This is a genomic window from Pedobacter arcticus A12, from assembly GCF_000302595.1.
Classification (GTDB): domain Bacteria; phylum Bacteroidota; class Bacteroidia; order Sphingobacteriales; family Sphingobacteriaceae; genus Pseudopedobacter; species Pseudopedobacter arcticus.
The window spans coordinates 76,652-102,426 of the sequence record NZ_JH947127.1; the positions used below are offsets into that span (position 1 = coordinate 76,652).

The following is a 25,775-nucleotide window of genomic DNA, read 5'->3' on the forward strand; positions in this document are numbered from 1 at the left end:
GAACCGAACAGCATGACAAAAAATACTGGTTTAACAAGATTTACTAATCAGCTCAACAGCTTAAAAAACCTCCTATCATTGGCTAAAGAAGCACAGAACCCAGCGCTTACTTTTTATAGTTCAAATGCTCGGCAAATTCTTTTTTATTTAGAAGCGCTATCTCGCATATACAAAGAAATACACAATGAGAAACTATTTAAGGGTTTTAAAAACGACTTTAAAAGCTTGGAAGACCAGCTCGGAAAAATAGATTATTTTGATGCTTATTATAAAGAATTAGCTGTGTTGCCCAGTTTCCCGAAAAAGATCAGTGAGCATTTACGCGTCAATTACCAGCAGGAGCTACAAAAACTCGGGAATTTATTAGTTGCTAACAGATGGCTGGACAACAAACTGGTGGAGATAAATGAAGAATTGATAAAAGCAGATTGGCTAAGCCCTGATGACGACCGCAAAGCGGTTGCCAAAACTATTGCAAAAGAAATCAAAAGCATCGAAAAAGATTATAAAACCGGAGAATTAAACTTTAAAGATCTAGAACATGGTGTGCATGAGTTTAGACGGCAGATTCGCTGGATTAGTATTTACGCACAAGCACTAGACGGTTTAATCCAACTGAAACCAGATGATTTATCACAAAAACTAAGCGTTTACCTAACGAAAGATATCATAGAAAGTAAGTTTAATGTAATGCCTTCTTCTAAAAACCTTACTGAAACCATTAACATATCACAAGCTGCATTTTATGCTTTAAGCTGGATGATTGCAAAAAGTGGAGATTTAAAAGACGAGGGCTTAAAGCTGATTTGCGTAGAAGAGTGTATGAAAGCGATAAACTTTTTGCCCGAATTAGAAATAGAAGCCAAAGCAAAACGACTGTTGCCCGATCTAAAAGTCACGCCGAAAGAGATTAAAGCCGAAATGAAGGTTTTAGCGGATCAGTTTCTTACCCAACACCGTGTTTTAGATATCTTGAGAGATGATTTAAAAGCTGTTTATAAAGACCAAAACTAATTAAACCAAAATTGAAAAAACAGTAAATGAACGCTAAAACTTAATCCCCAAAACAAACTCATGAGAACCCGAGGTTATGGTTTTAATAGTCGAAATACTATGATCAAAGGCATAACCTGCATCTAACATTTTATTGATGCTGAAACCTGCCAAAACAGAAAAAGCATCTTTTTTACGGAACGAACCACCTATCCAAAAATTATTTCTGAAAGCAACTTTAAGATTTAAATCATACGAAAGTGGAAAAGGTGCAACGTATTTCGCCATAATGGAGGGCGTAAAAGAAATATCCTCTCCAACAAAAAATCGATATCCTCCGGTTAAAAAATAATGTGAGACCTCTGCGCTTTTATCCGAAATATCATTGAAAGAAAGTTTTTCTTTAACAACCTGTTGGATGGATCCGCCAAAGAAAAACTGAGAGCCATATAGGTAAAAACCCAAATTAACATCAGGAGTCCAATTAATAATTTCTCCGTTGGTAACCACAGGGTCATTTGGGTCTTCAAAAACCAAACCTGTTGTGTTTAATCCAATCCTACTCATCCCTGCTCCTACTCCAAACGATAAATTTGCAATATCGCCAAGCAACAGATGGTAAGCATACGTTAAATTAGCAGTAGTACGATTGATTGGTCCTGTATTATCGTTAATAAAACTCAACCCTATTCCGTGGTGATTATCGGACGAGTAGTAAGAATCCTTATCAGATCTGGTATAAGGTTCTTCAATTCCATAATCCGCAGAGCCAGCAATTAATGGGCTACCATCTAAATTTAAAGGTATACTTGCGGTAAGATAAGCTGTTTTAGGTGCATCTTTTATCCCAATCCATTGGTTTCTAAAACCCATTTTTACGTTCACCGCCTTGTACATCCCGGTTAATGCCGGATTAATGATTTCCATATTTTGCAAATACTGCGTATAATATGGTCTCTGTTGTGCAAATATGGAGTTTGCGAGGAGCAAAAAAAGAAGCGTAAATCTTTTCATTTTACCGCAACAGGGTTATAGAACCGGTGTACTTTTTACGTCCGTTATTTGGTTCGATGATGTAATAATAAACACCTACGGGAACATCTGCGTTATTATATCTGCCATCCCAGGGCGTGGTATATTGATTAGAAAAAAACACTTGTTGACCACCTCTATTAAAAATACGAATATTGGCTTTCACAAAAGTTTCTAAATACTTGATAGACCATGTGTCGTTAATTCCATCTGCATTTGGCGAAAAAACGTTTGGAATCATCGGATCAATATGAACGGTAACAAATACTTCATCAGCAACCATGCAACCGTCTTTTGAAGTAACCAGCAAAGTATATTTTGTAGATTCAGTGGGAGACGCTATCGGATTTAAAATACTGTCATCACTTAAGCCTGTAGTAGGAGTCCACTTGTAGGTTACGTTATTGCCCGTCACCTTCGTTTCGATCCGTTTCTCGCCTGCTAACAAAATATCTAAATCTTTGCCTGCATCAACTTTAGGAATATCAACCACTTTAATGGTGTTTGTAATTACTTCTTGGCAACCTTTTGTTGCGGTAAAAGTGTAAGTAATCAAATGATCACCAACCCCTGCAGCCGCTGGGTCAAAGTAGTTGCCTAAAACTCCTTTTCCTTCTAGTTTAAAAGTTCCTTTTATGCCCGTTGTTTCTTTTGCCACGCTCAATAAAAATTTAGCACTATTTAAACATACAGGTTCTACATTGTCAAAACTCACTTCGGGGCTGCCATTTACAGTAATGGTTATGGGCGCCGATTCCTGATAACAAGCTTGTCCAGAGTAGGCTCTAAAAACAACTTGATAGTTTTGATCTGTAGCAGATTTTGGATATTTGTACGTATAAATCTTTCCGAATGCAGGTTCATCATCAGTATAAACTATTGAAGTTCCACTGGTTTTGTTTTCGTAGCTTATATCAAGCCTCACAATCTTTCCAAAAAAAATGGTAGAGGTATTTTTAAAACTAACCGGCGTGTTGCTACACAAGTTATTTTTATCTAAAACCTCAAAAATCACGTTAGGGTTTGAGCCACTGATGGTAATTGTTTTGGTTAAGCTAGTTACACATCCTTGGGGCGAAGTTGCTTTTAAATTCACATTATACGTTCCGGTGCTCAGGTATTTATGTTGCGGATTTTGTTTAACACGTTCAACATCGTCTATCGAGCCATCACCAAAATCCCAAAACCATGAAATCACCGTTCCACTCTTAAGCACTGCATTAAAAGCGACCAAATCATCAATACACGAACCTGGATCTGCAAAGTCAATTTCTGCTGGATCCACAACCTTGATTGTTTTCTCCAAAATTTCTGTACAACCTGTTTGCGATGCTGTAGTAAGGCGTACTTGATAGGTTCCACTTTTTGAATAAATGTGAGCAGGATTTTGTTCTGTCGACACCTTTCCATCACCAAAATCCCACAGCCACTCCATAATCCCATCGGCAGAAACTGTTTGATCAATAAAGGAAATATTGGTATTGGTGCATAATGGGCTAACAATCTCAAATTTATTGGTTAAGGGCTTAATAATTTCGATGCTTTTTTCGAATTCGAGTGAGTTACAGCCTGCTTTGCTCATGAGGTTGAGCTTAACCTGATAGGTTCCTAGCGCTGTGTAAACATGGGAAGGACTTTGTTCATTAGAATACGTACCATCACCAAAGTCCCAAACCCATGCGGTTACCGGCTCGCCGATATTTTTATCAACGTAGGTGAATTTTGCAGGCTTCGTAATACAACTTTTTGCTGGAGCCGTAAACTCGGCAACCGGCAGATCACTTACTTCAAAAATGTAATCTATTTTCTCTTCATCTACGGTAGAGCATACATTAGCACCAACTGGTATAGCCGAAACAACCGTAATATTTTTTGTACCGCTGGTTGTAAAAACTTTATTAGCGGGCAACTTAAATTGGTACAGCAGTTTATTATTAACTACGGTCTGTTCTTCGGGGGCAGGTGCATTTTGTGTAATAAACGCTGTGTTAACACCCAATTGCCAAACCAACTTGGTAGGTTTGTAGGGCAAATACAATTTAAAATCATAGGGCTGGTTAACGCAAGCAACCCGCACAACATCATTTGTGCCATATTTTACCGCGTTAACAACGGTGGTGCTTGCTAAACTGGTTCCTGCCGAATAAGCATAAGATTCCAATTGGCCAAAGCCGTAAGCCATGGCGTTAAAGCCTGTATCGGCTGCTAAACTAAAGTTTGCGCCTAGTCCAGTTAAATTTAGCTGTGCATAGGAATAGTCTTTAGCGCTGGGAACAGGGTAAAAGCTATTGGTAAACTTTACATTATTAAGCGTAAACGTTGAGACTTTAGTGGTTGGGATAACGATATTTAAATACTGTTCGGTAATATCCAATCTAGAAGAAGAGTATAGCGTAATTTTATCTATGCTATACTCCAATGGATTTAAAATCACCATATCTGGGTCGCCAACTATTTCATCGGCAAATTCATTTCTACTGTCAGAGCAAAACTGACTAATGGCAAACTGCGCTACAGAAATAGGTTTATCCGCTTGAATTAGCGAAACGTTAGTAATTGGTGGCGAAGTGTAGAATTTACCCGTATTTAAAACTACTTTAACGCCATCTACCGTAACGGTTGTATTATCTTCAGAAGCAATTACCCGATAAATACTACCGGCATTTCTATTATAGAAAGGAACCAAAGGAAAGGTTTTTCCCCAGCTTTCAATAGGATAAAGCTGTTGTAAAAGCGGATCTGATGTTGTGTGGCTTAAAGCCACCACATCGCAGGTGGGTGTGCTAATTGCAATACCCGAACTTCCAGAAAATACCGCTATTCGCTTACATCCAGACAATACAGAGTCAACTTCGATGAGTGTTCCTGTAATATCCTGAACATTTTGATATTGATACACGTCTCCAACATTGGTTAGAGTTTGAGAAAACCCAGCTTGTGGAATACCATTGACTACCGGTTTAATATTAATGGTTGTATTGGCATCTACTGCTACAATATTAAATTGCGAGCGAAAGTTTTTATCGAGTCCTGTCTGTTGATCATATGCCATAGCGAAATATTTTCTACCTAACGCTTCATAAGGTAAAACCAAAGTTGCGGCAGATCTAAAGCCAGCAAAAACGTGGGCATATACTACAACTTTTGATTTGCCTTCGTCAACTTTTACTCTTATACCTTTGCTTGGGGCTATTTTACTACCTCTGCCAATAAAAGAAATATCTCTTGGCACAAGAATTTCTTTAACCGTATTAGCACTTACCGCAAATGTTTCTGTGTAGTTTCCGCAAGAAACAACACCACTGGAGTTGTTTTTAGAGGTGATAAATACGGACATTGCTGCCACCTTATCGTCAGCTGGTATATGATCTGGAAAACACAACCAAAAGTCTGCACCCTCGTTAGAAATATTTTGTGCCGAAGCACTATGGAAATTAAATAAGAAACCTATAAATAAAAGATATAATTTATAATTAAGCTTCATCTGAACAAAAAACACAACTAATTAATATAATTACGCAAAGTAATCAATATCAAGATTTTTTAGCTACTGATGATTAGAATATTTTTCTAAAGCTTAAAATAGTTTTTCGAAATTAAGACCACAGCTAGAAAAACCGAAAGCCCTGTGAGAAAACTAAGATGCAAAACTTAGAATATGCTGGGGCAACCTAACTGTATTAATAAGATTTTCATTTTTTAAAGCCATGGTTAAATCTAACCAATCAGCATTCACGGTTCTTACCATTCTTTCTTTTTGAATACGTGTGTATCTATTAAGTAGGTTAAACCGAGTAGTTGCGGTTGTTTCGTCATTTAATTCCTCAAAATAAACCAAGCGTGTTAGTTGCTGGCTAGCGTCGAACATTAAACTTGGCATTTTTTTGTAAAAGTCCATTGTTTTCAAAATATCAGCACTTAAACCTACATGCAGATTATTGCGATTACGATCTGTAACTATAAAAACGTATTTTTTTATGTTCTTGTTTCTGCTTACGCTACTAATTAATGTGCTCATACCTAAGATTTAAAAAATGTTTAAAAATTCTGTTTCTGAAATCAAAAAATAATTACTAATTTTATTGGCATAAAGATGCTAACTTTTTTAGTAAAAACAAATCTTTTTTTGAAATGAGTAAAATATCAGAAAACATCAAGTTCCTTCGAAAGAAAAAAGGACTTACGCAACAGCAATTTGCAGACACTATGGAGATTAAAAGATCGCTGGTGGGTGCCTATGAAGAAGAGCGAGCTGATCCAAAATACGATCTACTTAAAAAGTTTGCCGATTTCTTTGAGTTAAGTATCGATGAGCTTATAAATGAAAAAATTGATGCTGCTTGGAAACCAAAGCCAAAAAGTGATGGTTCTAACGTTAGGATACTTAGCATAACGGTAGATAAAGACGATAACGAAAACATTGAATTAGTGCCAGTAAAAGCAAGTGCCGGTTATTTAAATGGTTATAGCGACCCAGAGTATGTGGCTACGCTACCTAAATTTTCTTTACCCATTTTTAAACAGGGTACCTACAGGGCTTTTGAAATTAAAGGAGACTCTATGTTGCCACTTCCATCTGGTTCTATCATTATTTCCGAATATGTAGAAAACTGGAACGATTTAAAAGTTGGGGAAACAGCGGTAGTTATTAGTAGCAATGAAGGTGTTGTTTACAAAAGAATTGGTTCTAAGATAAAAGCCGACAAAGGCCTAAAGTTAGTATCTGATAATCAGGTTTATGACCCGTATTACATTACAGCCGATGAGATTATGGAAATATGGAGAGCTAAAGGCTATATCTCTACAGAAATGCCACAACCAACGCCCGAACCAACAATGGAAAGTTTAACAACTATGATGTCACAGATGCAGCGTTCCATCAGTCAATTACAGCAAGAAAAAATTAATTATGTAGATTAAACCTTTTTAATTTTTCTGATTCATAGTGCTATAAATCTCATAGAAAATGAAGAAATACATTTTATCAATCGCCCTATTTGCGGCACTAAGTACCGCAGGCTTCGCACAAAAGAAAACTGTTGAAGAAAGAGCAACAAAGCCAACCGAGACCTTGGCAACTAATCTTTCCCTTTCTGCGGAACAAAAAACAGTAATTTTTAATGCAACAGTAGAAAAAATAAAAGCTACAGATGCCTTAAAATTAGCTGCTGGCGAAGGCAACAAACCAGATGCTGATGAGATGAAAGCCATCAACAAAAAGTACAGCGATGTGCTTAAAGCAACGTTGACAGATGATCAAAAAGCAAAGCAAAAAGAATTGAAAGCTCAGCAAGACGCAGCGAAAGCCGCGGCTGCAGGGCAAAATTAATTATCCGTTTAAAATGAAACCGGGCTGTGTCTGATAAAGAGACAGCCCGGTTTTTTTTATTTATTCTATTTCAACATTAAGTTTTCACCAGTAAATAGAATTAACTCATACCTAATAGGTTATGTTTAGAGTTCCCTATTTACGTCCCACTGCTCTAAGTAATCTGCAACGCGTTTTACAAAAGTGCCACCTAAAGCGCCATCTACAATTCTATGATCATAAGATAGCGAAAGATACATCATGTGTCTAATTGCGATAACATCCCCATATTGAGTTTCTAAAACTGCAGGCTTCTTTTTGATAGCGCCTACCGCTAAAATAGCTACTTGTGGCTGGTTGATGATAGGTGTTCCCATAATATTTCCAAACCCACCAATATTCGTCAATGTAAATGTTCCTCCTTTTACCTCATCAGGTACAAGTTTGTTCTGTTTGGCTCGTTTTGCTAAATCATTTACCGCTTTAGTTAAACCAACTAAACTTAACTGATCGGCGTTTTTTATCACTGGAACAATTAAGTTTCCGTTTGGCAAGGCAGCGGCCATTCCTATATTAATATCTTTTTTCTTGATAATCTGACTCCCGTTCAAAGAGATGTTGATCATGGGCATATCCTTGATCGCCTTCGTTACGGCCTCTACAAAAATTGGTGTAAAGGTTATTTTTTCTCCTTCGCGTTTTTCGAAAGCACCTTTTACTTTCTCTCTCCATAAAACCAAATTAGTGACATCTGCTTCTACAAAAGAAGTGACATGAGCTGCAATTTCTTTACTAGCAATCATGTGTTCAGCTATCACTTTCCGCATCCTATCCATCTCCACAATCTCGTCAGACATTGGTTTATGAGCAGGAAATACAGTTTTATTAAAAGCAGGTGTAGATGATGATTCGTTTGCAGATGAAGTTTGTCTCGAATCTCCAATATTTTCTGATTTGGCATTACTGCGAATTGGTTCATTTTTAGAACCACGGCTTGTTATATAACTCAACAAATCGTCTTTCGTCACTCTACCTTCATTCCCCGACCCTTTGATTTGATCAAGTTCTGCCACATCAATACCTTCTTCTTGTGCAATACTTTTTACCAAAGGAGAGTAAAAACGCTCAGATGTAGAAAAATCAGAAATTTTCTCTTTAATATCTTGTTCATCGTTTGCTGGAACATATGGAATTTCTTGTTCGCTTTCAGGCTCTTCAACAGCGGGTTCTTCTTTGTCGGGTTCCGGACCGCTATCTTCTCCTTCTATTTCGATAAGTGCAATTACATCACCAACCTGTGCAATTTCATTTTCTTTAAATAACTGCTCAAGTAATTTACCTTTTACCGGCGATGGCACTTCAGAATCTACCTTATCGGTTGCGATTTCAAGTATGCTATCGTCAACTTCGATTTGGTCTCCAGGTTGCTTGGCCCATTTGATAATCGTTGCTTCCGCAACGCTCTCTCCCATTTTTGGTAATAAAAGTTCGTATTGAGCCATGGAGTTTTTATAAGTTTAAAATCAAAATTAATAATATAATGCCTTTTAGCCTAACAATCGTACAACTGTTTTTTGGGTAAAAGTGTTTGAGCGTACGTCACAAATCAATTCTCAAGGTGGTCATACGCAATAAATTTCGGCGAAGAGTTTAACTATGGGATTTTAATAATTTAAATAAAAGCGTAAAAGCGGCCATTGTAGCTCGTTCAATATTCTGAACTCTTTTGTTACCAAAAACAAACTTCTTCGACACCACCTGCTGTTTATTTGCAACGGCAATCCAAACCGTACCTACCGGTTTTCCTATAGTTCCACCATCTGGACCAGCTACCCCACTAACTGCAACGCTATAATCTGATTCGAAATTTTCTATTGCTCCTTGAGCCATTTCCCTTACTGTTTCCTCACTTACCGCTCCGAATTTGGCTAAAGTATCCGCTTTTACACCTAATACTTTTGATTTTAAGCTATTTGAATAGGTAACTGCTCCACCTAAAAAAACAGATGAACAACCCGCATGTTGGGTTATGGTGCTCGCAATATCGCCACCTGTGCAACTTTCTGCAACAGATAAGGTCAATGATTGCTGTTTCATTAAATTCAAGATTACTTTTTCTATCGGTAAGTCTTCTTTTGCAACCCAATCATTGGGTATAGCATTTGTTATTTCATCAGCGAAAGCGTTAACTTCTTTGATTAAAGCATCTGAAGCATGTTCGGTGGTACTTAAACGTAACCTAACGGAACCTAACTTTGGTAAATAAGCAAGCTTAATATAGTTTGGCAAACGATCTTCAATAGGTTCTAAAATTTCGGCTAAAAAAGACTCCCCCACGCCTGCTGTTAAAATAGTTTGATGATACACCGCGGGCAGATGATAGATATTCTGAATGAGCGGTATTACAGAACTAGTCATAATGCCCTTCATCTCGTAAGGAACACCGGGCATGGAGATAAAAAGCTTTTTCTCTTTTCTAAACAACATTGCGGGCGCAGTACCTTGCTCATTTAAAATCACTTCACATACCTTGGGAACCATTGCCTGCTGTATGTTTACCTCTAATAATGGTCGATTATATTTTGCAAAAATCTCTTTCACAACATCCAAAGATGGCTGGTGGAGCACAAATTCATCGCAATTGAAATATTTAGCTAAAGTTTTTTTAGTGATATCGTCTTTGGTAGGCCCTAAACCTCCGGTAATCAGCACCAAGTCTGCTCTTTTTTCTGCTTCTGCTAAAGCTTCCAAAATATGTTCTACATCATCAGAAACAGAACTGATCTGTTTTACTTTGATTCCTATTTTATTGAGCTCCGTTGCCATCCAGGCAGAGTTAGTATCAACAATCTGTCCGATTAAAATTTCATCACCTATGGTAATTAGCTCTGCTTGCATATATTTAAAACTGGTTGTAATATTCTCTTCTCTTGCTCAATTTCAAATCCTGTAAAATTGAGGATTTAACCCTTAAATCTATACTGTAACTCTGGTAAGGGCCAAAAGGAATCCACCGAATAGACATATCCCAACAGTGCAAATCTCTATAAATAGAGAAAGAAGTCAAGCTGATTGCATTATTTCTAAAATCGTAACCTGTGTTAAACTGCACTTTCCATTTTGGTGTTAAATTAAAATCGCCATTGGCGTTTAAAGTTTGTACCAATTGTTTTTGCAAACCGCTGTTTGAGTAGTTGAAGTTATAGTAAAAACTAAGGTTCCACGGGATGTTAAAATCAACAAAAGCATTTGCATTTCGGCTAATTTGTTGCAACTGCTCTGCCTGTTCTGCGTTTACTCTGTTAAAAAGATCGGCGTTATTGCCCGGTGGAGGTGGATTGTTGGCTCTATTGTTTTTACCGAGCGAGGTTGAGTTTAAGCTGTAGTCAAAAGAAAAGTTGAAATTCGTTAAACGGGGTAATTTACCGTCTTGCCAGCGATACCTATTGATGTTTCTACCTTGCAACCTGCCACTTACGGTTTCTGTATAAAATACATATGGATCAAATGAACCAGAGAAACTTACACCTAATTTTTCGGTAAAGAAAGTTCGTCCACCAAAACTTAATTGCGAAAGTTTTAAACTATCTGCCACAAAATTATAGGAACCGTTTACGGATAAACCCTGTAAGATCGGGATTTTCCGGATACCATTATTGGTAGTATCCTTAGCACTTCGCACTTTTATTTCTATATTGTTATCTAACCCAAAGTTTATTGCAGCACTCTTTCCGTTTCCTGGGCCACCGTATAAACTATTCTCAAAAATTGAGTAGGCTTGCTTTCTACCGTATTGATCAACCTGCAAGCTGTCATAATAGCCAAATTTAGCCTGCCCAAAATCCGGACGGTAAGAAAAACCAACATTGGGTGTGATAACATGCCGAACGGCCATCAGCTTTCCCTTTTTAAAGTTCACCATACCGTAAATTTTGGTGCTTAAACTTCCGCCAACGCTATAGTCAGATGCTCTTCTAAACCCGGGAATGGTATCTAATGCAACAGAATCAATGGTTCCCATAGGGGTTGGCCTTGCAACATACTGCTTTCTAATGGTTTGAAAATACCATTTTTCGCTATAGTTGATGCTTTGGCTAAATTGAAAAAATTTCAACACCTTTGATGACATTGATATCGGAATATTGTGTTGAACACCGCTACGTAATCTTCTCAAACTCTCGTTTTTAAACAACAAGGAATCGAAAGTATTTAGCTGATTATCTGCCTGCATAGAATAGCCAACCGCAATCCGTTGATACCACTTTTGCTCTCCTACCCTCTCTTTAGAGTCAAATGGATTTAAAGTGCTCATGCTAAAATTCAAACTCGGTAAACTGATAGAAACCGTTCCGGTTGATAAATCTTGACTATGTGTTAAAGCAGTTGTTAAACTAAAGGGCGAATTTGCCCAATTTTTACTGTAGGAGATACTTGAGCTGAGTTGGTTTTGTACAATCTGTTGGTAACTATAACCTGGTACGTTTTTAAAAGCACCTCTAGTACTTGCATTTACAGATGCCCCAAAATTAGTCCCCGGACGAGCATTTGGGTTTTGCTGATGCGACCACCTGATCTGGAAATCTTTTGTAGGGTTTTCGAACTCTGGCGTTCCCTCTACCCCAAACTTACGAGAGGAATATGACAGATAAAGATTTCCGCTGTATTTATAACGCTTGGTATATCTACTAGCTGCGTTGGCTTCGTAGGAACCTTTGGAGTAAACACCTCCCTTTAAAGTTAAATCCCAATAATCATTTAAACCAATATAATAGCCAAAATCACGCAAAAAGAAACCTAAAGTAGCATCCTCACCTACTTGAGGCAACAGAATTCCAGATGCTCTTTTATTAGGTTTCGGAAAAAAGCCAAATGGAATAACAAAGGGCAATGGCACATCCTCGATAAACATATAAGCCGGCCCGGTTACAATCTGATTTTGTGTGGCGATTCCTTTTGTAATTACGATACCAAAATGTTGATGTGGCGAAGGCAAATCGCAGGTAGAGTAGATTACATTTTTCATGTGCACCTCGTCATTCACCTGTTTTTTAATTTTTCCACCAGTAATGTAGCCCCCATCTTGCTCAGAGTACACCTGAAAAATCTTACCTTTTTCTGTTTTAAAATTATAAAAAACCGAGTCGGCGGTTAAAGCTCCCTGCGATGGATCTTTAAAAATCGGCAAACCCGAAAACCTTCCTAAAGAATCTGTTATGCCTTTTGCAAAAACCGTATTATCCTTATAATCAACTTTTATATAACCAGCATCAACTTGGGCTTCGCCGTAAGTAATCCGGGCATTACCAAAAAGATACATCACATTTTCTTTTACATCGTAAAAAGAAGAATCGGAGGCTACAGCTTTAATTACATCAGTAATTTCGCCAGGTTTAGACTTTTTCTTTATGCTATCCGTTTTAACAACAGAACTGCTATCAGTTACTACAACTTTTTTTAGTGTATCTTGCTGGAAAGAAGCATGGACTTTTGTACTAATGTTTACAAATAGTAAGACACATGTAAAAAATATATAGTTAAATTTCAAAATCAAATAAGAATAATATTTTTGTAAACAAAGGTTATCAAAAAACGTCCAAAATTAATGAAAATTACAACATCAAAAAGGTTTATTACATGTTTAATATTAACAACTTTTACTTTTTCACTATTTAGTTCTCTAAAATCAGGCGACGGAAAAAATTATTTATCCACAAGCGCAAAAGTAAAAACCATTGTTATCGACGCCGGTCATGGAGGTGAAGATGGTTCGACCCATGGTGCTTTTTCAAAAGAAAAAAATGTTGCCTTAGAGGTATCCTTAAAATTAGGAAAAGCAATTGAAGATAAGCTTCCAGATGTTAGGGTGGTTTACACGAGAAAAACCGATGTGTTTGTAAAACTTTATGATAGAATTGGCATTGCAAATAGAGAAAAAGCTGATATTTTCATTTCTATACACTGTAATTCCATGCCTTTGGTTCGTCGTCGTTTTATTGTAAATGGAAAAGCGGTTTATAAAAGCATCCCTAATCCAGACACACGAGGAACAGAAACTTTTGTAGCAGGTTATAATCGCTTAAATGAACAAAATGTAGCCATAAGAGAAAATGCTTCTATCCTTTTAGAAAAAGATTATAAAAACAACTACGATGGCTTTGACCCTAATGACCCAGAGAGTTATATTATTTTTTCTTTAATGAAGAATGCTTTTAGAGATCAGAGTATAAGATTGGCATCATTAGTGCAGGAGCAGTACACAAGCTCTGGACGGGTAGATAGAGGTATTAAAGAACAAGGTTTAGCGGTTTTACAGAGAGCTGGGATGCCTGCAATTTTAACAGAAATTGGTTTTATCAGCAACCCAGAAGAGGAAAAATACATCAACTCGGAAAGTGGCCAAGCCGAGATTGTAAATAATATTTTAACTGCAATTACGAAGTATAAAAAATTGGTCGAGAATTAACAATTTACATTAAAGACAAACTAAATCGATTCCATTTGAAAATCTCTAACGAAACCAAAGTAGGTATTTTAGCCGCTATAGCCATTGTAATATTTATTGTAGGCTATAACTTTTTGAAAGGAAATGACATCTTTTCAAGCGAAAACGAATTTTACGCAAAATACGACAAGGTAGATGGGCTTGCGGTTTCAAAGCCAGTGCTGGTAAATGGATACCAAGTTGGTCGTGTATCTGCATTAACGCTACAAGAAAACGGACAAATTTTAGCACAATTTAAAATTGACCCTAAGTATGCAATTCCAACCAATACGATAGCTCGCTTAGAAAGCACTGATTTATTAGGAAGTAAAGCCGTAGTTTTTGATTTAGGAAACAGCATTAAGTACGCAGTAGATGGCGATACTTTAAACGCCAACGTACAAGCTAACTTGCTCGAGAAAGTAGAGCCAGTGCAAAAAAAGGCTCAGGTAATTATTGCGAAACTTGATTCCTTACTAACTTCTGTCAACACGATACTTAACCCTGAATTTCAGAAAAACGTAAATAGAAGCTTTGCCAGTATTGCTAAAACTTTAGAATATTTAGAATCAACTTCTAAAACCGTTGATGGAACGGTAAGTATCCAAGCTCAACGTATTGATGTGATTTTAGCCAATGCAGAATCTATTTCAAATAACCTTAAAAACAATAACGAACGCATCAATTCAATGATGACGAATTTGGATTCTTTTTCTGGTCAGTTGGCAAAAACGCAAATCCAAACTACCATTGATAATGCAAATAAAGCAGTTATGGAATTGCAAACTGCCGTAAATAAAATAAATACAGGTACAGGGTCAATTGCACTTTTATTGAACGACAGCAAGCTGTACGACAATTTAAACAACTCTGCTAAAAACTTAGACAACTTGATGCTCGATGTAAAAGCAAATCCTAAACGCTACGTTAGCTTCTCTGTTTTTGGCGGAAGAAAAGACTAATTCATCCACGGGTTTTGAACCTGAATAGAAAATATATTTTAGAACGGAAAAAGGTTAGCTTTTTCCGTTTTTTATTAGGATACTTTCTTAATTTACGTAATACGATGAAGACAGAAAAAGAAAAAATGATTGCCGGCGAATTTTATAATGCCAACGACGAACAGCTGGTAAAAGACCGCAGAAGCGCCAAGCGACTGTTACGGCAATTAAACATTACGGAATACCTGGTTACCAAAACCGCCAAGCAGATTATCAAAGAGCTGATACCTCAAGCGACAAAAAGCTTGTACATTGAACCGCCGTTCCATTGCGACTATGGTTATAATATTAGCTGTGGAGAGCGTGTTTATTTTAACGTAAACTGTGTTGTGCTAGATGTGGCCAAAGTTACCATTGGTAACGATGTAATGTTTGCGCCGGGCGTTCAGTTATATACTGCTACGCATCCTATTGATAAAGAACTCCGCAAAACGTTAGAGTATGCTAAAGAAATTACAATTGGCAACGATGTTTGGGTTGGTGGTGGGAGCATTATTTTACCCGGAGTGAATATTGGCAACAACTGCGTAATTGGCGCCGGTTCTGTAGTAACTAAAGATATTCCGGACAACTCAATGGCGGTGGGAAACCCTGCTAAAGTGATTAAAAAATTGGATTAGTTCCTTTTTTACTGCTTTCTATTTAGTTTTAACCTCGCCTTATTTATCAAATAATACTGATAATCAGACAATTAAATACCTAATTCACGTTAAGTACTATCAGCGGAACCACAAATAATGACCTAAGTGATAATTTTTTTATTCAAAATACAAACTAAAAACAAAGTTTCTTAAGTATAGTTTTTCTATTGGACTTGAGTAAGGGTGATCTTCTCTTTTTAGGATATTTTTTATAGAGTTGCTCAGTTTAATTTCTGGTGAAAGCTTAAAAAATTCAAAATAAAGGTCAAAGCCTATACCAACCTCGTATGAAAGAATCCCTTTGTTATTTTTCAATTGCATGTTGATTGCAATCTCTCCTTCATCATCGGCGTTCTTTTTAGCACCAATGTCGATACCGTATTTTCCTCCTGCAAGTAAGTAAGCTCTAAAATTATTTCTTCTATCGGATTTTAGTTTTATTCCTACCGGAAATTCAAACATGGTGGAATTGACAACTCTACGTGTGAAACCTTCTGGAGATTTAACCCCATGCCAATCGTGTGACATGCCATCATTAAATTCATAATCGATAATACGATCGGCAAATACAAAAATGGGCGTAAATCTTAGGTTTACATTTGGTGTTATATACAAATCAGAAACAAAACCAATCCCAAAACCGGGGTTTTGAATAGAACGGATGCTCTTTAAACCTTTGTTGGGATCTGAAGCAAATTCTGGAAAAGGCGCTTGCCAATCTGCAAATTTTTGGATCTTGTATTCAGAGCTGATATACTGAAAACCAAAACCAAAATGTAGTGTCTCATCATCAACACCGCCACCATAATTACCTTGTGCGAAACAACTTATTGATGATATTAAAAGAATAAAACAAATAAATGTTTTTATTTTGATCATTTAACGCCAGTGTATATGGAACAAATCCCAAACGCTAAGGGACGGCATTTCGTATCTTTATAACCTACTTTATCCATTAACTTAGTAAAAGTTTCTCCGTCTGGAAATGCATTTACAGACTCAGGTAAATAAGAATAAGCGCTCGCATCTTTAGAAAAAACTTTTCCGATAGTTGGTGTTACGTGTTGAAAGTAAAAGTTGTAAAGTTGCTTTACCGGAAAAACCTTCGGCTTGGAGAACTCCAAAATCACAGCTTTACCACCGGGTTTCAAAACGCGACGCATGTCTGCAATTCCTTTCTCCAAATTCTCAAAATTCCTTACACCATAGGCAACCGTTATGGCGTCAAAGCTGTCGTCTTCAAAAAGCAATTTTTCAGAATCTCCAAGTCTTACCTCAAAAACATCTGACTTTTTACGTTTGATAATTTTTTCTCGGGCTACCGCCAACATTCCTTCAGAAATATCTACACCTACAATCTTACTAGGCTTCAAAATTTCTAATGCTTCAAAAGCGAAATCGCCAGTGCCCGTTGCTACATCTAAAATAGTTTGCGGTTTGTCTTTCAAAAGCTCCTTAATTGCCATCTTACGCCAAATTATATCAATGCCTAAAGACATAAAGTGGTTTAAAAAATCGTAAGTTTTAGAGATATTATTGAACATGGTAGCAACCTGTTCTTTTTTTGCTACCTGTTGGTCTTTGTAGGGTGTAACGTTTTCTGACATCATTTGTGCAAAGATAATTTTATTTGTGTAAAGGCGGGAGGTTAAAAGCGAGTCCGGGGTCCTGTAGAATTAAGCGAAGCGTTCTACAGATTGAAGAAACGTAAGGATTTTTATTTATCAGAATAGTGCCCCTGTGCAGAGATTACAGTTACAATAACTATTTCATCTTCTATTTTATAGATTAATCTGTCTTTTTGGTTTAGTCTTCGTGACCAATAACCCGAAAGGTTATCTTTTAATGCTTCAACCTTTCCTGTACCCGTTCGTGGGTGTTCTTCTAGTTCGAGAAAAATTTTATCAATTTTATTGATAGTAGCCTTATTACCACTTTTTCTTATTACTTGTAAATCCTTGTTGGCTTTTTCGGTTAAAACTATTTCAAACTTTGCCATACATTTTTTGGATCTACTTTTATACGGACAGGATTTGCCTCAGCCTCCTTTACCATTTTAACAAATTCAGGATTGTAAATGTTTTTTTTATCCGAAATGATTTCAACACCATCACCCTTTTTTGAAAATGACTCGATTAATGCCATAAAAGACTTTCCGGCTTTGGTGCGTTCGTTTATTTTTATAGTTAATGTAGTCATAGAAGTAATAATTTGAGACATAAAGGTACAAAAATATGGATTGAATATAGAAGTCAAAAACTCTTATATTTCTATACGTATGGGGTTTACGAAATTGAAGAGTTTGGAAACTCTTTTCCATTCCCTTAATCCTTAGCCCCCTGCGGAACTCTAAGGACAGTTTGAGGTTTTGAATTAACAATTTAGCTGACTTACGCCTGCATGTAACGAGTGCTTATTATAAGTATGATACCTGTTTGTGAGATGTTTCAATATCGTTCAAAATAACGAACTCTTTAAACTACAGTATAGTATTATCCACGCATAAGTCTTTTGACTTAGTAAGCTTCTTCCAACACATCGCACCAAACAAATTTATCTGTCATGATGCCTCTTGGATGTTCTGCATTTATTTTAAAACCAAACCAATTTTTGGGGGCATAAACTACTTTCTTTTTAGGACTAAGATACGATGCCCACCAAGCAAAAGTACTATTAGAAATAATGCTGATATCCGCATTCTGAATAACTTGAAAGTCTATAATCTCGTTGTTTTCTGAGAAAACATAGTTTGGCTTAGTTGTAAAAACCTCTTTCACATGCTTGATATCATCACTCACAAAAATTACTTTATAGTCTTGTAAGTTTTCAATCGCGTTTAAACGTTTTTTAAAATAAGCCATTGGTAAAGAAATATCACGTTTTCTTCTTTCGCCGTAATTCATATAATCAGTACGACGAATATGAACCACTACTGTTTTGTTTTCGCGATAAAGTTTTCCGTATAAATTTTCAAAATCATCGCGATAGGTTTGTTTGATTTTAAAAATTGGCTTTTGCTGGAGCTGTTGGTAATAATAATCTGATTGAAAATAACCTACATAAACCGACCAGTTTTTGACAACAAATTCTTTCGGGATAATCCAATTATGGATATAAACCTGCTTTAGTTGCAAAAGAAAAGGTAAGGACCTGGTAATTGCAGAATAAGCTTTTGACGCCAGCAAAGCATTATCATTGCCTTCTAAATCAAAATATTTTTGAATATAGGCATGATGAGGATTAGTAAAAAAAACAGTAGTCCCCGGCTCCCGCTGTTTTAAGTATTTTAAAAAAACATACTGAAAAAGCTGGTTGCCTAACCTACCGTCAAATTTAACACCGATCATTTTTTTCTGTTTTTAAATTTTGTGATTTGTGGTTTTACAAAAGACGTATAAAACTCTGGATAAAAACGATAGGCGTAAACAAAAGTGTGGTAAAATTTAACGCCTAATTCCTTACGTAAAATGTACTGCGCTATAATAAACCCAACAATATTTGACGCTAAAGTTGCATAAGCGGCACCCAATACTCCAATTTTTAAAATAAAGAAATAGTTTAGCGTTAGGTTTATTGTTGCGGTTACCACCACAATATAGAAGGTGGTTTTTGTTTTCCCGATAGAGTCTAAAATAATCCCAAACTGCCTACCAAAAGGGATCAACAGCGTGTACAATAAGGTAATACGGAGTAATGGGACTGCATCTGTATACTTTTCGCCAGCTAAAAGGTAAAGTACAAAACTTGGAAAAATATAGATAAAAATTAAGCCTGGAATTAAAATTGCCAAAATTGTACCTACAGATTTTTCATAAAGATACCTAATAGCATCTTTCCCTTCGGTCTCTATTCGTTTGGCACTTTGCGGAAACACAATATTGGCAACGGCACTGGTTGGGATATCTATCAGGTTCACTATTTTAACAGCTACGTTGAACACGCCAGAAGCACTTGGCGAAATGATACTGGAAAGCATCATTTGATCAACACTACCCGATAATATAGAGCTCATTGAAGTGCCAAAAGCGTATTTGCCGTAATTAAATAACTTTAGCATCCACCCTTTGTAAATACCAACCGCAAAATTTAAAAATGGCTTGGTGTAAAAAAATGCAATTAGCATTGCCGTAGCAGAGCCAATAATTTGTACAAAAACCAAATGACTTAACTGAATATTTACTTTTAGCACATAACAATAAAGTACGTATGCAAAAAATATAGCCTGGAAAACAGTATTTGAAACAAAAACCCCTTTAAACTTAAAATGAGCTTGCTCTATACAGTTAAACTGCGTTAATATTCCGTTTAAAACATATACGATATTGAAAAGATAAAAGAGATTAATCAGCTCGGGCGAGTTAAGTAAACGAGCCAAAACCGCACCCAAAGAAAGGTTTAAAACTACAATTACTACGGTAATCATTAAATTGATAGTGAAAGCCGCCGACATAATTTTCGGCTTTTCTTCATCGCTTGCGCCAGATAAAAATTTTATCAACGCGTTTCTAATCAAACCATCTCTAAAGATATTGAGAATAGTTATGGTGGTCATGTAAACAATCCAAACACCATAATCATGTTCTGATAACCCCCTAACCAAAAAGAAAAAGCTTCCAAAACCAAATAAAACGCCTGCCATATTTTGAAAAACGTTAATCAGCCCGGATTTTAGCCAGTAATTCCCCTCTCCTTTCATGCTTTATTTGGGGTGTAAAAATCGTTAATGTAAGCTTTCACCTCTTCATCGTTTTTAGCATGATGGATTATTGCGCCAGATAATTTGGGAAATAGTGTTTGGAAACACCCAAAATGATGCTCAGGACCTTGTTTGGATAAAATAATATTTTCACCTTCAAAGCAACTTGCCAAAGCTGCGGTTCCGCCATGAATGGATAAAAACTTGTCGGCGTTGGCATAAACACACATCTGAAAATGATTGAAACTGGTTGCTTTAATTGCGTTCTCCCGGTATAAATCTTCCATTAAAACCACTGACGGATATTCCTTTTTGATAAAGTCGTATTCATTTAAATCATTCACTTCACTGGTATCAGAAGTAATTTGCTCTGGTCGCGGACGGTTATAAATAATCTGATAATGTGCACCAAGTTTATCAAAGATGAATTTCAACATATCTATGCTAAAGAAACTAATTGGTGGGCCGTCCCATTCGGTATTGTAACGGTTTGCAACCACCAAAACTGGCTTATCGTAAACAAAAATATCATTTTTAAAATGGGCTTTAAAAGGTACTTGCTCCCATTTTTTCATATCGTAATTATGGCTGTATAAAATCCTCGGCGTTTCGTAATTGTAATTGCCTTCGTTGGTTCGCACATTATAAACTTCTTGATGATCGGGCGAAAAGAAATACATTTCTTTGGTAAACTTTGCGCCTTCCGTTCTTAATAGCGTACCATTTTTGTAATGCCAATAAGCAAATGGAATCACAAACTCCAATTCGGGTGCAAACTCACCATCAAAAGAAATCACTTTATACTTTTTCTTAGAAAAATAATCTTTGAAAATGTATTTGAGCTGCACAAATTGGCAATAGTAGGTATCTCTGTAATAATATCTTACATCCCAGTGTAATTTACCATATCTTAATCTAACATATAAGCTAATTAGTTTGGTAATGATGTTATTTGGTACTTTATGCGCCGTCAAATTTTCCCTCCATTTAAATATTCTAACAAGCGTTTTGAGTGAAGTTTAATTCGGTATTTGAATGCTTTTAAAATCCCGCCCTCAGCAATCAATCTACGAGAAGATGTAAAAACTGTGGCTTTTTGATCAGTCACTAATTTTAGTTTTCCCGTTTTCATTAAATTAACTGCCATTCGCCCATCTTCAGATTCATCAACATAATATTCGCTGCCTATGGCGTTGTCAAATTTACGTACATTCTTTACTTTAAAACCTCCGTTATCCAAACCAACTTGAGTAATAAAGCCCATGTTGAAGCCTAAAAAATTGATATGCTCCCGGTTTCTTTTGCGTAACCTGATGATAATACCTGCAAAGCGCTCATAAATCCAAAACACACAACGATCGTATGCGTTTTCCGGAATAAATGCGTACCTGCCATACACGCCAACAATTTCATTATCCGCCTGTAAAGGTGCAACCATTGCGTCAATCCATCCGGGTGGATAAAAAGTATCCGAATCTGCACATAAATGGTATTTTCCCTTGGCTTTTTCTAAACCCAATTGCCTAGCAAAAGTAATTCCCTGCTGTGGTTCAAAGTAACTTCGTACGCTAAGTGCGTCTAAAACTTTTTGTGTACCGTCTGTAGAGTTATTGTTGATCACTACAATTTCCACTTTTCTGGTGGTATTGCTAGCCGCTAATGACGATAAAGTTCTGAATATATTGTTTTCCTCGTTCCAAGCGGGAATCATTACAGAAATCTCAGCTTCATCATCGCTGAATCTGCAGATTCTTTCTCTGATATCATTAAGCTCAAGATTGCTCAAATCGGCAAAACCTTTATTAAAATAAAGATGCGGTTTTAACCAAGATGGCAATTTAAATAAGGCTACGGCCATTGGTTTTGCGCTTTATTTTAAAAATTAGTAATTCTAGATTAAATCGTAAATATCGATAAACTGCTCTAGTTATCACAGAGAATAAACGGTTGCTGTTGCGCAAAATATTTCTTTTAATCGTACTAGGCTCTTCAACACTATTTTCTTGTGCTAATAGAACGTTGATATCATCATAGAAATAAGCTTTTGGCTTACCTGCCAATACCTGCATCATCATATTGTACTCTGTTCTGTCGGGCTTTATCCCCTCTTCATATTCTCCAAATCTATCAAAAAAGTTCTGACGGCGTAAATGCGGATGATCACTGTATACATAAAATTTACGGTAGCCTTCCCAAAAATTACGGTGTTTAAAGTGCATTTCCGAGAAACCATCGCTCACTGGTATTAAATAAGGGAACTTAAAATAGGCATAAAAGCGTACAAAATCTAAGTCTGCATCCTTTTCTAAAAATTGGTGGGCTTTCTGTAATTTCTCAATTAATATAGGTTGTGGAATAAAATCTTCCTGAATATATAAAGTGTATGGTGTTTTTATTACTTTTTGCCCTTTATTGATATTATTGCCAAGACCTTTGTTGACTGGTGTTTTAATCAGTGTAAACTGATAAATGCGCTGTAATTCTTCAACAAAATCAAGATGCTCGGGCTTGCTGCCATCATCAGAAACTACAATTTCGTGGAACTTTAATTCTAGCCTATGTAATCCTTTCAGAAGTTTTTCTAAAGATTTGCTCCGATTATAATGGGTAACCAGTACCGAGATATCATTAAAGACCACCATTTATAAAAAAAATTAACTGCTAAACTATAAAATAAACCTCGATTAGGGAATTAAAGCTTTAATTCTCTTTTTAAGCTTTATAATAGCTTTGCGTATCAAACGGCTGATATCACTTTTCAAAGGCATCCCCCGCCATGGTGTCATTTCTAAATATTTAAAAAATGCTTTTCGTAAAATTGGATCCGAGTTATAAGATTTAAATATGGGCTTAATATCCAAGTAATGAATGCAGTTGGGGTTTGGATGATAAATATTTGCGAACCAGTTCCACATTGGATTTACCTGCAACCATTTCCCAGTAAAAACCACGTTTAATCCATACTGATCCGCATAGTTCACATGTGCTATATTTTCACGCATTGCCGTAAAAACTTGATTTGGTATATCCTGGGCAACCCATTGCTCGCAATCAATCAGCATCATTCCCGAATTAAAATAAGGCGCATCTTCATCTATTCCTAAAGCTTTATAGTTTGGAATACCGCCCCATTTACAACCAGCTATTTTACCAACATCTAACACTGCAGCCATTGCATAACCTTGCATATCTACATTCCAGAGGTCAGATACATCTGCCTGTACAATCATGTCCACATCAAAATAAATTAGCTTTTTTACCTCTTTTGGAACCACAAATGGTGCAAAAAGCCTTAAATATGCTGTTGAAGGAAATGCGGAATCATCCATCGGAAACTTAACATCTTTCGGAAATACTTCCTCAGCATTTTTCCAGATGAGCTGCGATTTATCTGCATCAACAATCAAAGAATTTATTTTTTCTTGATTTGATTTGGAGATATGATCGTTTAATAGGTAAAAGTTTATTGGTTCTGCGGTATGATGGTTGTACAGGATAGATTTGATTAATGTTGCCATTAATACCGCATAATTGTTATTACTTGCGAGCGCTATTGAGATCATCAATAAGTTGGTTAATTTTTTTACGCTAGCAAGATAGAATTATTTAAAATTAAAAACCACTTCAAAGGTATTTCTCCCATCGGGAACGTTGTAGTGGTAATGGAAAGAACTTGCACATTGCTTGATCACCATTAAACCGAAGTTTTCGGGCAGCTCGTGGGCAGATAGATAATCAATTTCTTTTGGTTCTAAAAATTCGATCAGATCTTCGTTTTTAATTAAAATATCTAACGAATAATTATCTCCAAAAACTGCTAACATCTGTGTTGGATATCGGAAACCTGTTAATGGAAAACAGTAAGATTTTCCGGTTTTGGAATCTAAAAACGAAAACCTGCTACCTGCATCTATTTTTCTGATGCTTATTTCGTCAGCGCCGATTTCAAGCTCTAAAAAAGATATCGCTTTAGTATGCTTCATCGCATTTGTAAGCAGTTCCATAATCACCAGTTTAAACTTTGCAAGCCGTTTAAAATCACCAGACAATGGTTCAAAATCACCGACAAAGTTACAGCAAGTATCTATAAAAGTTCTATAGCTACTAATTTGAGCTGGTATTTCAAGAATAAGTTTTTGGGATTTAAAGACCATTATTTAAGCTCCTCTATTGCTTCTTCTTTAGTGTCATAAATCTTAAAAACTTTATCTAAACGGGTAAGTTCAAATAAGGCCATCACGTCGGTATTAACGTTTACCAGCGCCATCTCTCCACCTTTCGATAATACGTTTTTTAAACCTGCAACCAATGCACCGATGAAAGAACTATCCATATACTGGATTTCGCTCATATCTAACACTAGTTTTGGCGGTGTTACTTCGGTAGTATCGTATAAAAACTTTTTAAAATCTTCAGACTGGTTCAAACTTGCTTCCGATAAATTAATATTTATCAGCACAACATTGTTTATGATGCTTTTACTGTAATCCATTTTAGAGACGTTTAATTTGTATTAGGCTGCAATCATCAACCTGGTATTTTTTGTTATTAAATATGCTTGAGGTAATTTCTTTAAAAGTGAGGTTCTGTTGTAAATGGGCCTTAAGCTCCTTGGCAAACATCCCTAAATCCGTTTTCTTTACTCCGTTTGCTTCAAAATCGATGGCTCCATCAGAAAGCAGGTATATCTTATCATTTGATTCGGAACTAATCAGCTGCTCATTGAAATTACCGTTTTTAAAAAAACCCAGCAACAAGCCTTTTGATTTGTACTGTGTAATTTCGTTTGTTGCGTTGCCAAACTTTAACAGCGGTAAATCACTAGCTCCTGAATAAGTAATCAACCCTTCTTCATCATCAATTAAAACCAAACTTAAGGTTGAGTAAATATCATCCAAAAACTCATCTACATGAATTACTTGGTTAATGCGTTGCATAATTTGCGCTACAGACAAATTACCATCAAACACACAGAGCCTAATTGCAGAACGTATATAGCTTAAAAAGGTGAAGGAGAAAAACCAAGCACCCCATTTCTTTCCCATCACATCGCCCAGCACAATAAAAGTGTAACGGTCATCTATTTTAATAAAATCAATAAAATCTCCGCCGGGGTGGTTCTGAAAAGTTTTGTGAAAAACATCAACCTCAAATTTTTTGAGTTTTAGGCTTTTGTTAGGTACATTTTTTAGGTTGAGCTTATCTGCTACAAGCTTAAGCTCGTTTATCGACTTCTCTTTTTGCTCTACAACAGCAGCTAAGATATTTTTTACTTTAGCAACTAGCTGAACTATAGGTGTGTTTTTATCAATATAATCAATCGCTTTTAGGGCTAAACCTTTGTCAATCAGTATTTCCTTATTGTGTGCGGTGTGGAATAAAAAAGGGATGTTTTTTAACTGATTGTTTTCTAGCAATCTCCTTCTAAATTCAAACCCATCAGCTTCGGGCATTTCAATATCCGAAATGATCAAATCCTGAATTTCATTATCTAAAATCTCAAAAGCGGTTGCCACCGATGTAGCAGTGACTACGTCGAAACCATTCTGACTCAACACTTGTTGCATCAAGCGAAGCTGAAAAGGTTCATCATCAACTAAAAGTATTTTTTTACCCACTTTTT

25 protein-coding genes are annotated in these 25,775 nt (G+C 36.3%); 6 read left to right on the forward strand and 19 right to left on the reverse strand.

Going from position 1 to position 25,775, the window contains the following annotated elements:
* The first annotated feature begins 12 nt into the window (after positions 1-12).
* On the forward strand, positions 13-1,014 hold the full coding sequence (locus B176_RS0111900) for a hypothetical protein (protein WP_017259040.1): 1,002 nt from the start codon (positions 13-15) through the stop codon (positions 1,012-1,014).
* A 33-nt stretch (positions 1,015-1,047) separates the two neighbouring features.
* Here the strand turns inward: B176_RS0111900 and B176_RS0111905 are convergent, their stop codons facing one another.
* From B176_RS0111905 to B176_RS0111915, 3 genes are all read right to left on the reverse strand, one after another.
* Positions 1,048-2,007: a PorP/SprF family type IX secretion system membrane protein gene (locus B176_RS0111905; protein ID WP_026063297.1), complete on the reverse strand. Its 960-nt coding sequence runs from the start codon at positions 2,005-2,007 to the stop codon at positions 1,048-1,050.
* Between the two features lies 1 nt (position 2,008).
* Complete coding sequence (locus tag B176_RS0111910; RefSeq protein WP_017259042.1) at positions 2,009-5,509, reverse strand: T9SS C-terminal target domain-containing protein; 3,501 nt, start codon at positions 5,507-5,509, stop codon at positions 2,009-2,011.
* A gap of 153 nt (positions 5,510-5,662) precedes the next feature.
* Complete coding sequence (locus B176_RS0111915; RefSeq protein WP_017259043.1) at positions 5,663-6,043, reverse strand: GIY-YIG nuclease family protein; 381 nt, start codon at positions 6,041-6,043, stop codon at positions 5,663-5,665.
* Between the two features lie 113 nt (positions 6,044-6,156).
* Between B176_RS0111915 and B176_RS0111920 the strand changes: the two genes are divergently transcribed.
* Both B176_RS0111920 and B176_RS0111925 read left to right on the forward strand, forming a co-directional pair.
* Positions 6,157-6,945 (forward strand): XRE family transcriptional regulator, encoded by a 789-nt coding sequence (locus tag B176_RS0111920; RefSeq protein ID WP_017259044.1) that lies wholly within the window; start codon positions 6,157-6,159, stop codon positions 6,943-6,945.
* Positions 6,946-6,991: 46 nt separating this feature from the next.
* Complete coding sequence (locus B176_RS0111925; RefSeq protein WP_017259045.1) at positions 6,992-7,354, forward strand: hypothetical protein; 363 nt, start codon at positions 6,992-6,994, stop codon at positions 7,352-7,354.
* A gap of 125 nt (positions 7,355-7,479) precedes the next feature.
* Here the strand turns inward: B176_RS0111925 and B176_RS0111930 are convergent, their stop codons facing one another.
* From B176_RS0111930 to B176_RS0111940, 3 genes are all read right to left on the reverse strand, one after another.
* The gene (locus B176_RS0111930) at positions 7,480-8,835 is read right to left on the reverse strand and encodes a dihydrolipoamide acetyltransferase family protein (protein ID WP_017259046.1); all 1,356 of its coding nucleotides are present in this window, start codon (positions 8,833-8,835) and stop codon (positions 7,480-7,482) included.
* Between the two features lie 148 nt (positions 8,836-8,983).
* Positions 8,984-10,231, reverse strand: a complete 1,248-nt coding sequence (locus B176_RS0111935; RefSeq protein ID WP_017259047.1) for a competence/damage-inducible protein A — start codon at positions 10,229-10,231, stop codon at positions 8,984-8,986.
* A 4-nt stretch (positions 10,232-10,235) separates the two neighbouring features.
* A complete protein-coding gene (locus B176_RS0111940; RefSeq protein ID WP_193372307.1) occupies positions 10,236-12,878 on the reverse strand; it encodes a putative LPS assembly protein LptD in 2,643 nt (880 codons plus the stop codon).
* Positions 12,879-12,935: 57 nt separating this feature from the next.
* Here B176_RS0111940 and B176_RS0111945 point away from each other — a divergent pair, with 57 nt between their 5' ends.
* The 3 genes from B176_RS0111945 to B176_RS0111955 all read left to right on the forward strand — a co-directional run bounded on the left by B176_RS0111945 (position 12,936) and on the right by B176_RS0111955 (position 15,435).
* Positions 12,936-13,796: an N-acetylmuramoyl-L-alanine amidase family protein gene (locus tag B176_RS0111945; protein ID WP_017259049.1), complete on the forward strand. Its 861-nt coding sequence runs from the start codon at positions 12,936-12,938 to the stop codon at positions 13,794-13,796.
* A gap of 35 nt (positions 13,797-13,831) precedes the next feature.
* Positions 13,832-14,776, forward strand: a complete 945-nt coding sequence (locus tag B176_RS0111950; protein WP_017259050.1) for an MlaD family protein — start codon at positions 13,832-13,834, stop codon at positions 14,774-14,776.
* Positions 14,777-14,880: 104 nt separating this feature from the next.
* A complete protein-coding gene (locus tag B176_RS0111955) occupies positions 14,881-15,435 on the forward strand; it encodes a sugar O-acetyltransferase (protein WP_017259051.1) in 555 nt (184 codons plus the stop codon).
* A 138-nt stretch (positions 15,436-15,573) separates the two neighbouring features.
* On the opposite strand, the gene porT is transcribed toward B176_RS0111955, so the two are convergent.
* From porT to B176_RS0112020, 13 genes are all read right to left on the reverse strand, one after another.
* Positions 15,574-16,335, reverse strand: coding sequence for a type IX secretion/gliding motility protein PorT/SprT (porT, locus tag B176_RS0111960; protein ID WP_017259052.1), 762 nt, complete (start codon positions 16,333-16,335; stop codon positions 15,574-15,576).
* Complete coding sequence (gene ubiE, locus B176_RS0111965) at positions 16,332-17,063, reverse strand: bifunctional demethylmenaquinone methyltransferase/2-methoxy-6-polyprenyl-1,4-benzoquinol methylase UbiE (protein ID WP_026063299.1); 732 nt, start codon at positions 17,061-17,063, stop codon at positions 16,332-16,334. The genes porT and ubiE overlap by 4 nt, the downstream gene beginning before the upstream one ends.
* A 110-nt stretch (positions 17,064-17,173) precedes the next feature.
* Positions 17,174-17,455 carry a Txe/YoeB family addiction module toxin gene (locus B176_RS0111970; protein ID WP_017259054.1) on the reverse strand — a complete coding sequence of 94 codons (282 nt, stop codon included), beginning with the start codon at positions 17,453-17,455 and terminating at the stop codon, positions 17,174-17,176.
* Positions 17,437-17,655: a DUF2683 family protein gene (locus B176_RS0111975; RefSeq protein ID WP_017259055.1), complete on the reverse strand. Its 219-nt coding sequence runs from the start codon at positions 17,653-17,655 to the stop codon at positions 17,437-17,439. Before B176_RS0111975 ends, B176_RS0111970 begins: the two co-directional genes overlap by 19 nt.
* 317 nt (positions 17,656-17,972) lie before the next feature.
* Complete coding sequence (locus tag B176_RS0111980; RefSeq protein WP_017259056.1) at positions 17,973-18,803, reverse strand: alpha-1,2-fucosyltransferase; 831 nt, start codon at positions 18,801-18,803, stop codon at positions 17,973-17,975.
* Positions 18,800-20,152, reverse strand: coding sequence for a flippase (locus tag B176_RS0111985; RefSeq protein WP_017259057.1), 1,353 nt, complete (start codon positions 20,150-20,152; stop codon positions 18,800-18,802). Before B176_RS0111985 ends, B176_RS0111980 begins: the two co-directional genes overlap by 4 nt.
* Complete coding sequence (locus tag B176_RS0111990) at positions 20,149-21,126, reverse strand: hypothetical protein (RefSeq protein WP_017259058.1); 978 nt, start codon at positions 21,124-21,126, stop codon at positions 20,149-20,151. Before B176_RS0111990 ends, B176_RS0111985 begins: the two co-directional genes overlap by 4 nt.
* On the reverse strand, positions 21,123-22,010 hold the full coding sequence (locus B176_RS0111995) for a glycosyltransferase family 2 protein (protein ID WP_017259059.1): 888 nt from the start codon (positions 22,008-22,010) through the stop codon (positions 21,123-21,125). The genes B176_RS0111990 and B176_RS0111995 overlap by 4 nt, the downstream gene beginning before the upstream one ends.
* A complete protein-coding gene (locus tag B176_RS0112000; protein ID WP_017259060.1) occupies positions 21,991-22,794 on the reverse strand; it encodes a glycosyltransferase family 2 protein in 804 nt (267 codons plus the stop codon). The genes B176_RS0111995 and B176_RS0112000 overlap by 20 nt, the downstream gene beginning before the upstream one ends.
* Before the next feature lie 42 nt (positions 22,795-22,836).
* The gene (locus B176_RS0112005; protein WP_017259061.1) at positions 22,837-23,715 is read right to left on the reverse strand and encodes a glycosyltransferase family 8 protein; all 879 of its coding nucleotides are present in this window, start codon (positions 23,713-23,715) and stop codon (positions 22,837-22,839) included.
* A gap of 39 nt (positions 23,716-23,754) precedes the next feature.
* Entirely contained in the window at positions 23,755-24,306 is a 552-nt protein-coding gene (locus tag B176_RS0112010; protein WP_017259062.1) for an ATP-binding protein, read from the reverse strand.
* Positions 24,306-24,644 (reverse strand): STAS domain-containing protein, encoded by a 339-nt coding sequence (locus tag B176_RS19505; protein ID WP_017259063.1) that lies wholly within the window; start codon positions 24,642-24,644, stop codon positions 24,306-24,308. Before B176_RS19505 ends, B176_RS0112010 begins: the two co-directional genes overlap by 1 nt.
* Position 24,645: 1 nt before the next feature.
* Complete coding sequence (locus B176_RS0112020) at positions 24,646-25,770, reverse strand: PP2C family protein-serine/threonine phosphatase (protein WP_017259064.1); 1,125 nt, start codon at positions 25,768-25,770, stop codon at positions 24,646-24,648.
* Positions 25,771-25,775: the final 5 nt, after the last annotated feature.

Bases quoted from the DNA above. Each gene is read 5' to 3' on its own strand.
- B176_RS0111900 (WP_017259040.1), top strand. From the start codon at position 13: ATGACAAAAAATACTGGTTTAACAAGATTTACTAATCAGCTCAACAGC.
- B176_RS0111905 (WP_026063297.1), bottom strand. From the start codon at position 2,007: ATGAAAAGATTTACGCTTCTTTTTTTGCTCCTCGCAAACTCCATATTT.
- B176_RS0111910 (WP_017259042.1), bottom strand. From the start codon at position 5,509: ATGAAGCTTAATTATAAATTATATCTTTTATTTATAGGTTTCTTATTT.
- B176_RS0111915 (WP_017259043.1), bottom strand. From the start codon at position 6,043: ATGAGCACATTAATTAGTAGCGTAAGCAGAAACAAGAACATAAAAAAA.
- B176_RS0111920 (WP_017259044.1), top strand. From the start codon at position 6,157: ATGAGTAAAATATCAGAAAACATCAAGTTCCTTCGAAAGAAAAAAGGA.
- B176_RS0111925 (WP_017259045.1), top strand. From the start codon at position 6,992: ATGAAGAAATACATTTTATCAATCGCCCTATTTGCGGCACTAAGTACC.
- B176_RS0111930 (WP_017259046.1), bottom strand. From the start codon at position 8,835: ATGGCTCAATACGAACTTTTATTACCAAAAATGGGAGAGAGCGTTGCG.
- B176_RS0111935 (WP_017259047.1), bottom strand. From the start codon at position 10,231: ATGCAAGCAGAGCTAATTACCATAGGTGATGAAATTTTAATCGGACAG.
- B176_RS0111945 (WP_017259049.1), top strand. From the start codon at position 12,936: ATGAAAATTACAACATCAAAAAGGTTTATTACATGTTTAATATTAACA.
- B176_RS0111955 (WP_017259051.1), top strand. From the start codon at position 14,881: ATGAAGACAGAAAAAGAAAAAATGATTGCCGGCGAATTTTATAATGCC.
- porT (WP_017259052.1), bottom strand. From the start codon at position 16,335: ATGATCAAAATAAAAACATTTATTTGTTTTATTCTTTTAATATCATCA.
- ubiE (WP_026063299.1), bottom strand. From the start codon at position 17,063: ATGTCAGAAAACGTTACACCCTACAAAGACCAACAGGTAGCAAAAAAA.
- B176_RS0111970 (WP_017259054.1), bottom strand. From the start codon at position 17,455: ATGGCAAAGTTTGAAATAGTTTTAACCGAAAAAGCCAACAAGGATTTA.
- B176_RS0111975 (WP_017259055.1), bottom strand. From the start codon at position 17,655: ATGACTACATTAACTATAAAAATAAACGAACGCACCAAAGCCGGAAAG.
- B176_RS0111980 (WP_017259056.1), bottom strand. From the start codon at position 18,803: ATGATCGGTGTTAAATTTGACGGTAGGTTAGGCAACCAGCTTTTTCAG.
- B176_RS0111985 (WP_017259057.1), bottom strand. From the start codon at position 20,152: ATGAAAGGAGAGGGGAATTACTGGCTAAAATCCGGGCTGATTAACGTT.
- B176_RS0111995 (WP_017259059.1), bottom strand. From the start codon at position 22,010: ATGGCCGTAGCCTTATTTAAATTGCCATCTTGGTTAAAACCGCATCTT.
- B176_RS0112000 (WP_017259060.1), bottom strand. From the start codon at position 22,794: ATGGTGGTCTTTAATGATATCTCGGTACTGGTTACCCATTATAATCGG.
- B176_RS0112005 (WP_017259061.1), bottom strand. From the start codon at position 23,715: ATGATCTCAATAGCGCTCGCAAGTAATAACAATTATGCGGTATTAATG.
- B176_RS0112010 (WP_017259062.1), bottom strand. From the start codon at position 24,306: ATGGTCTTTAAATCCCAAAAACTTATTCTTGAAATACCAGCTCAAATT.
- B176_RS19505 (WP_017259063.1), bottom strand. From the start codon at position 24,644: ATGGATTACAGTAAAAGCATCATAAACAATGTTGTGCTGATAAATATT.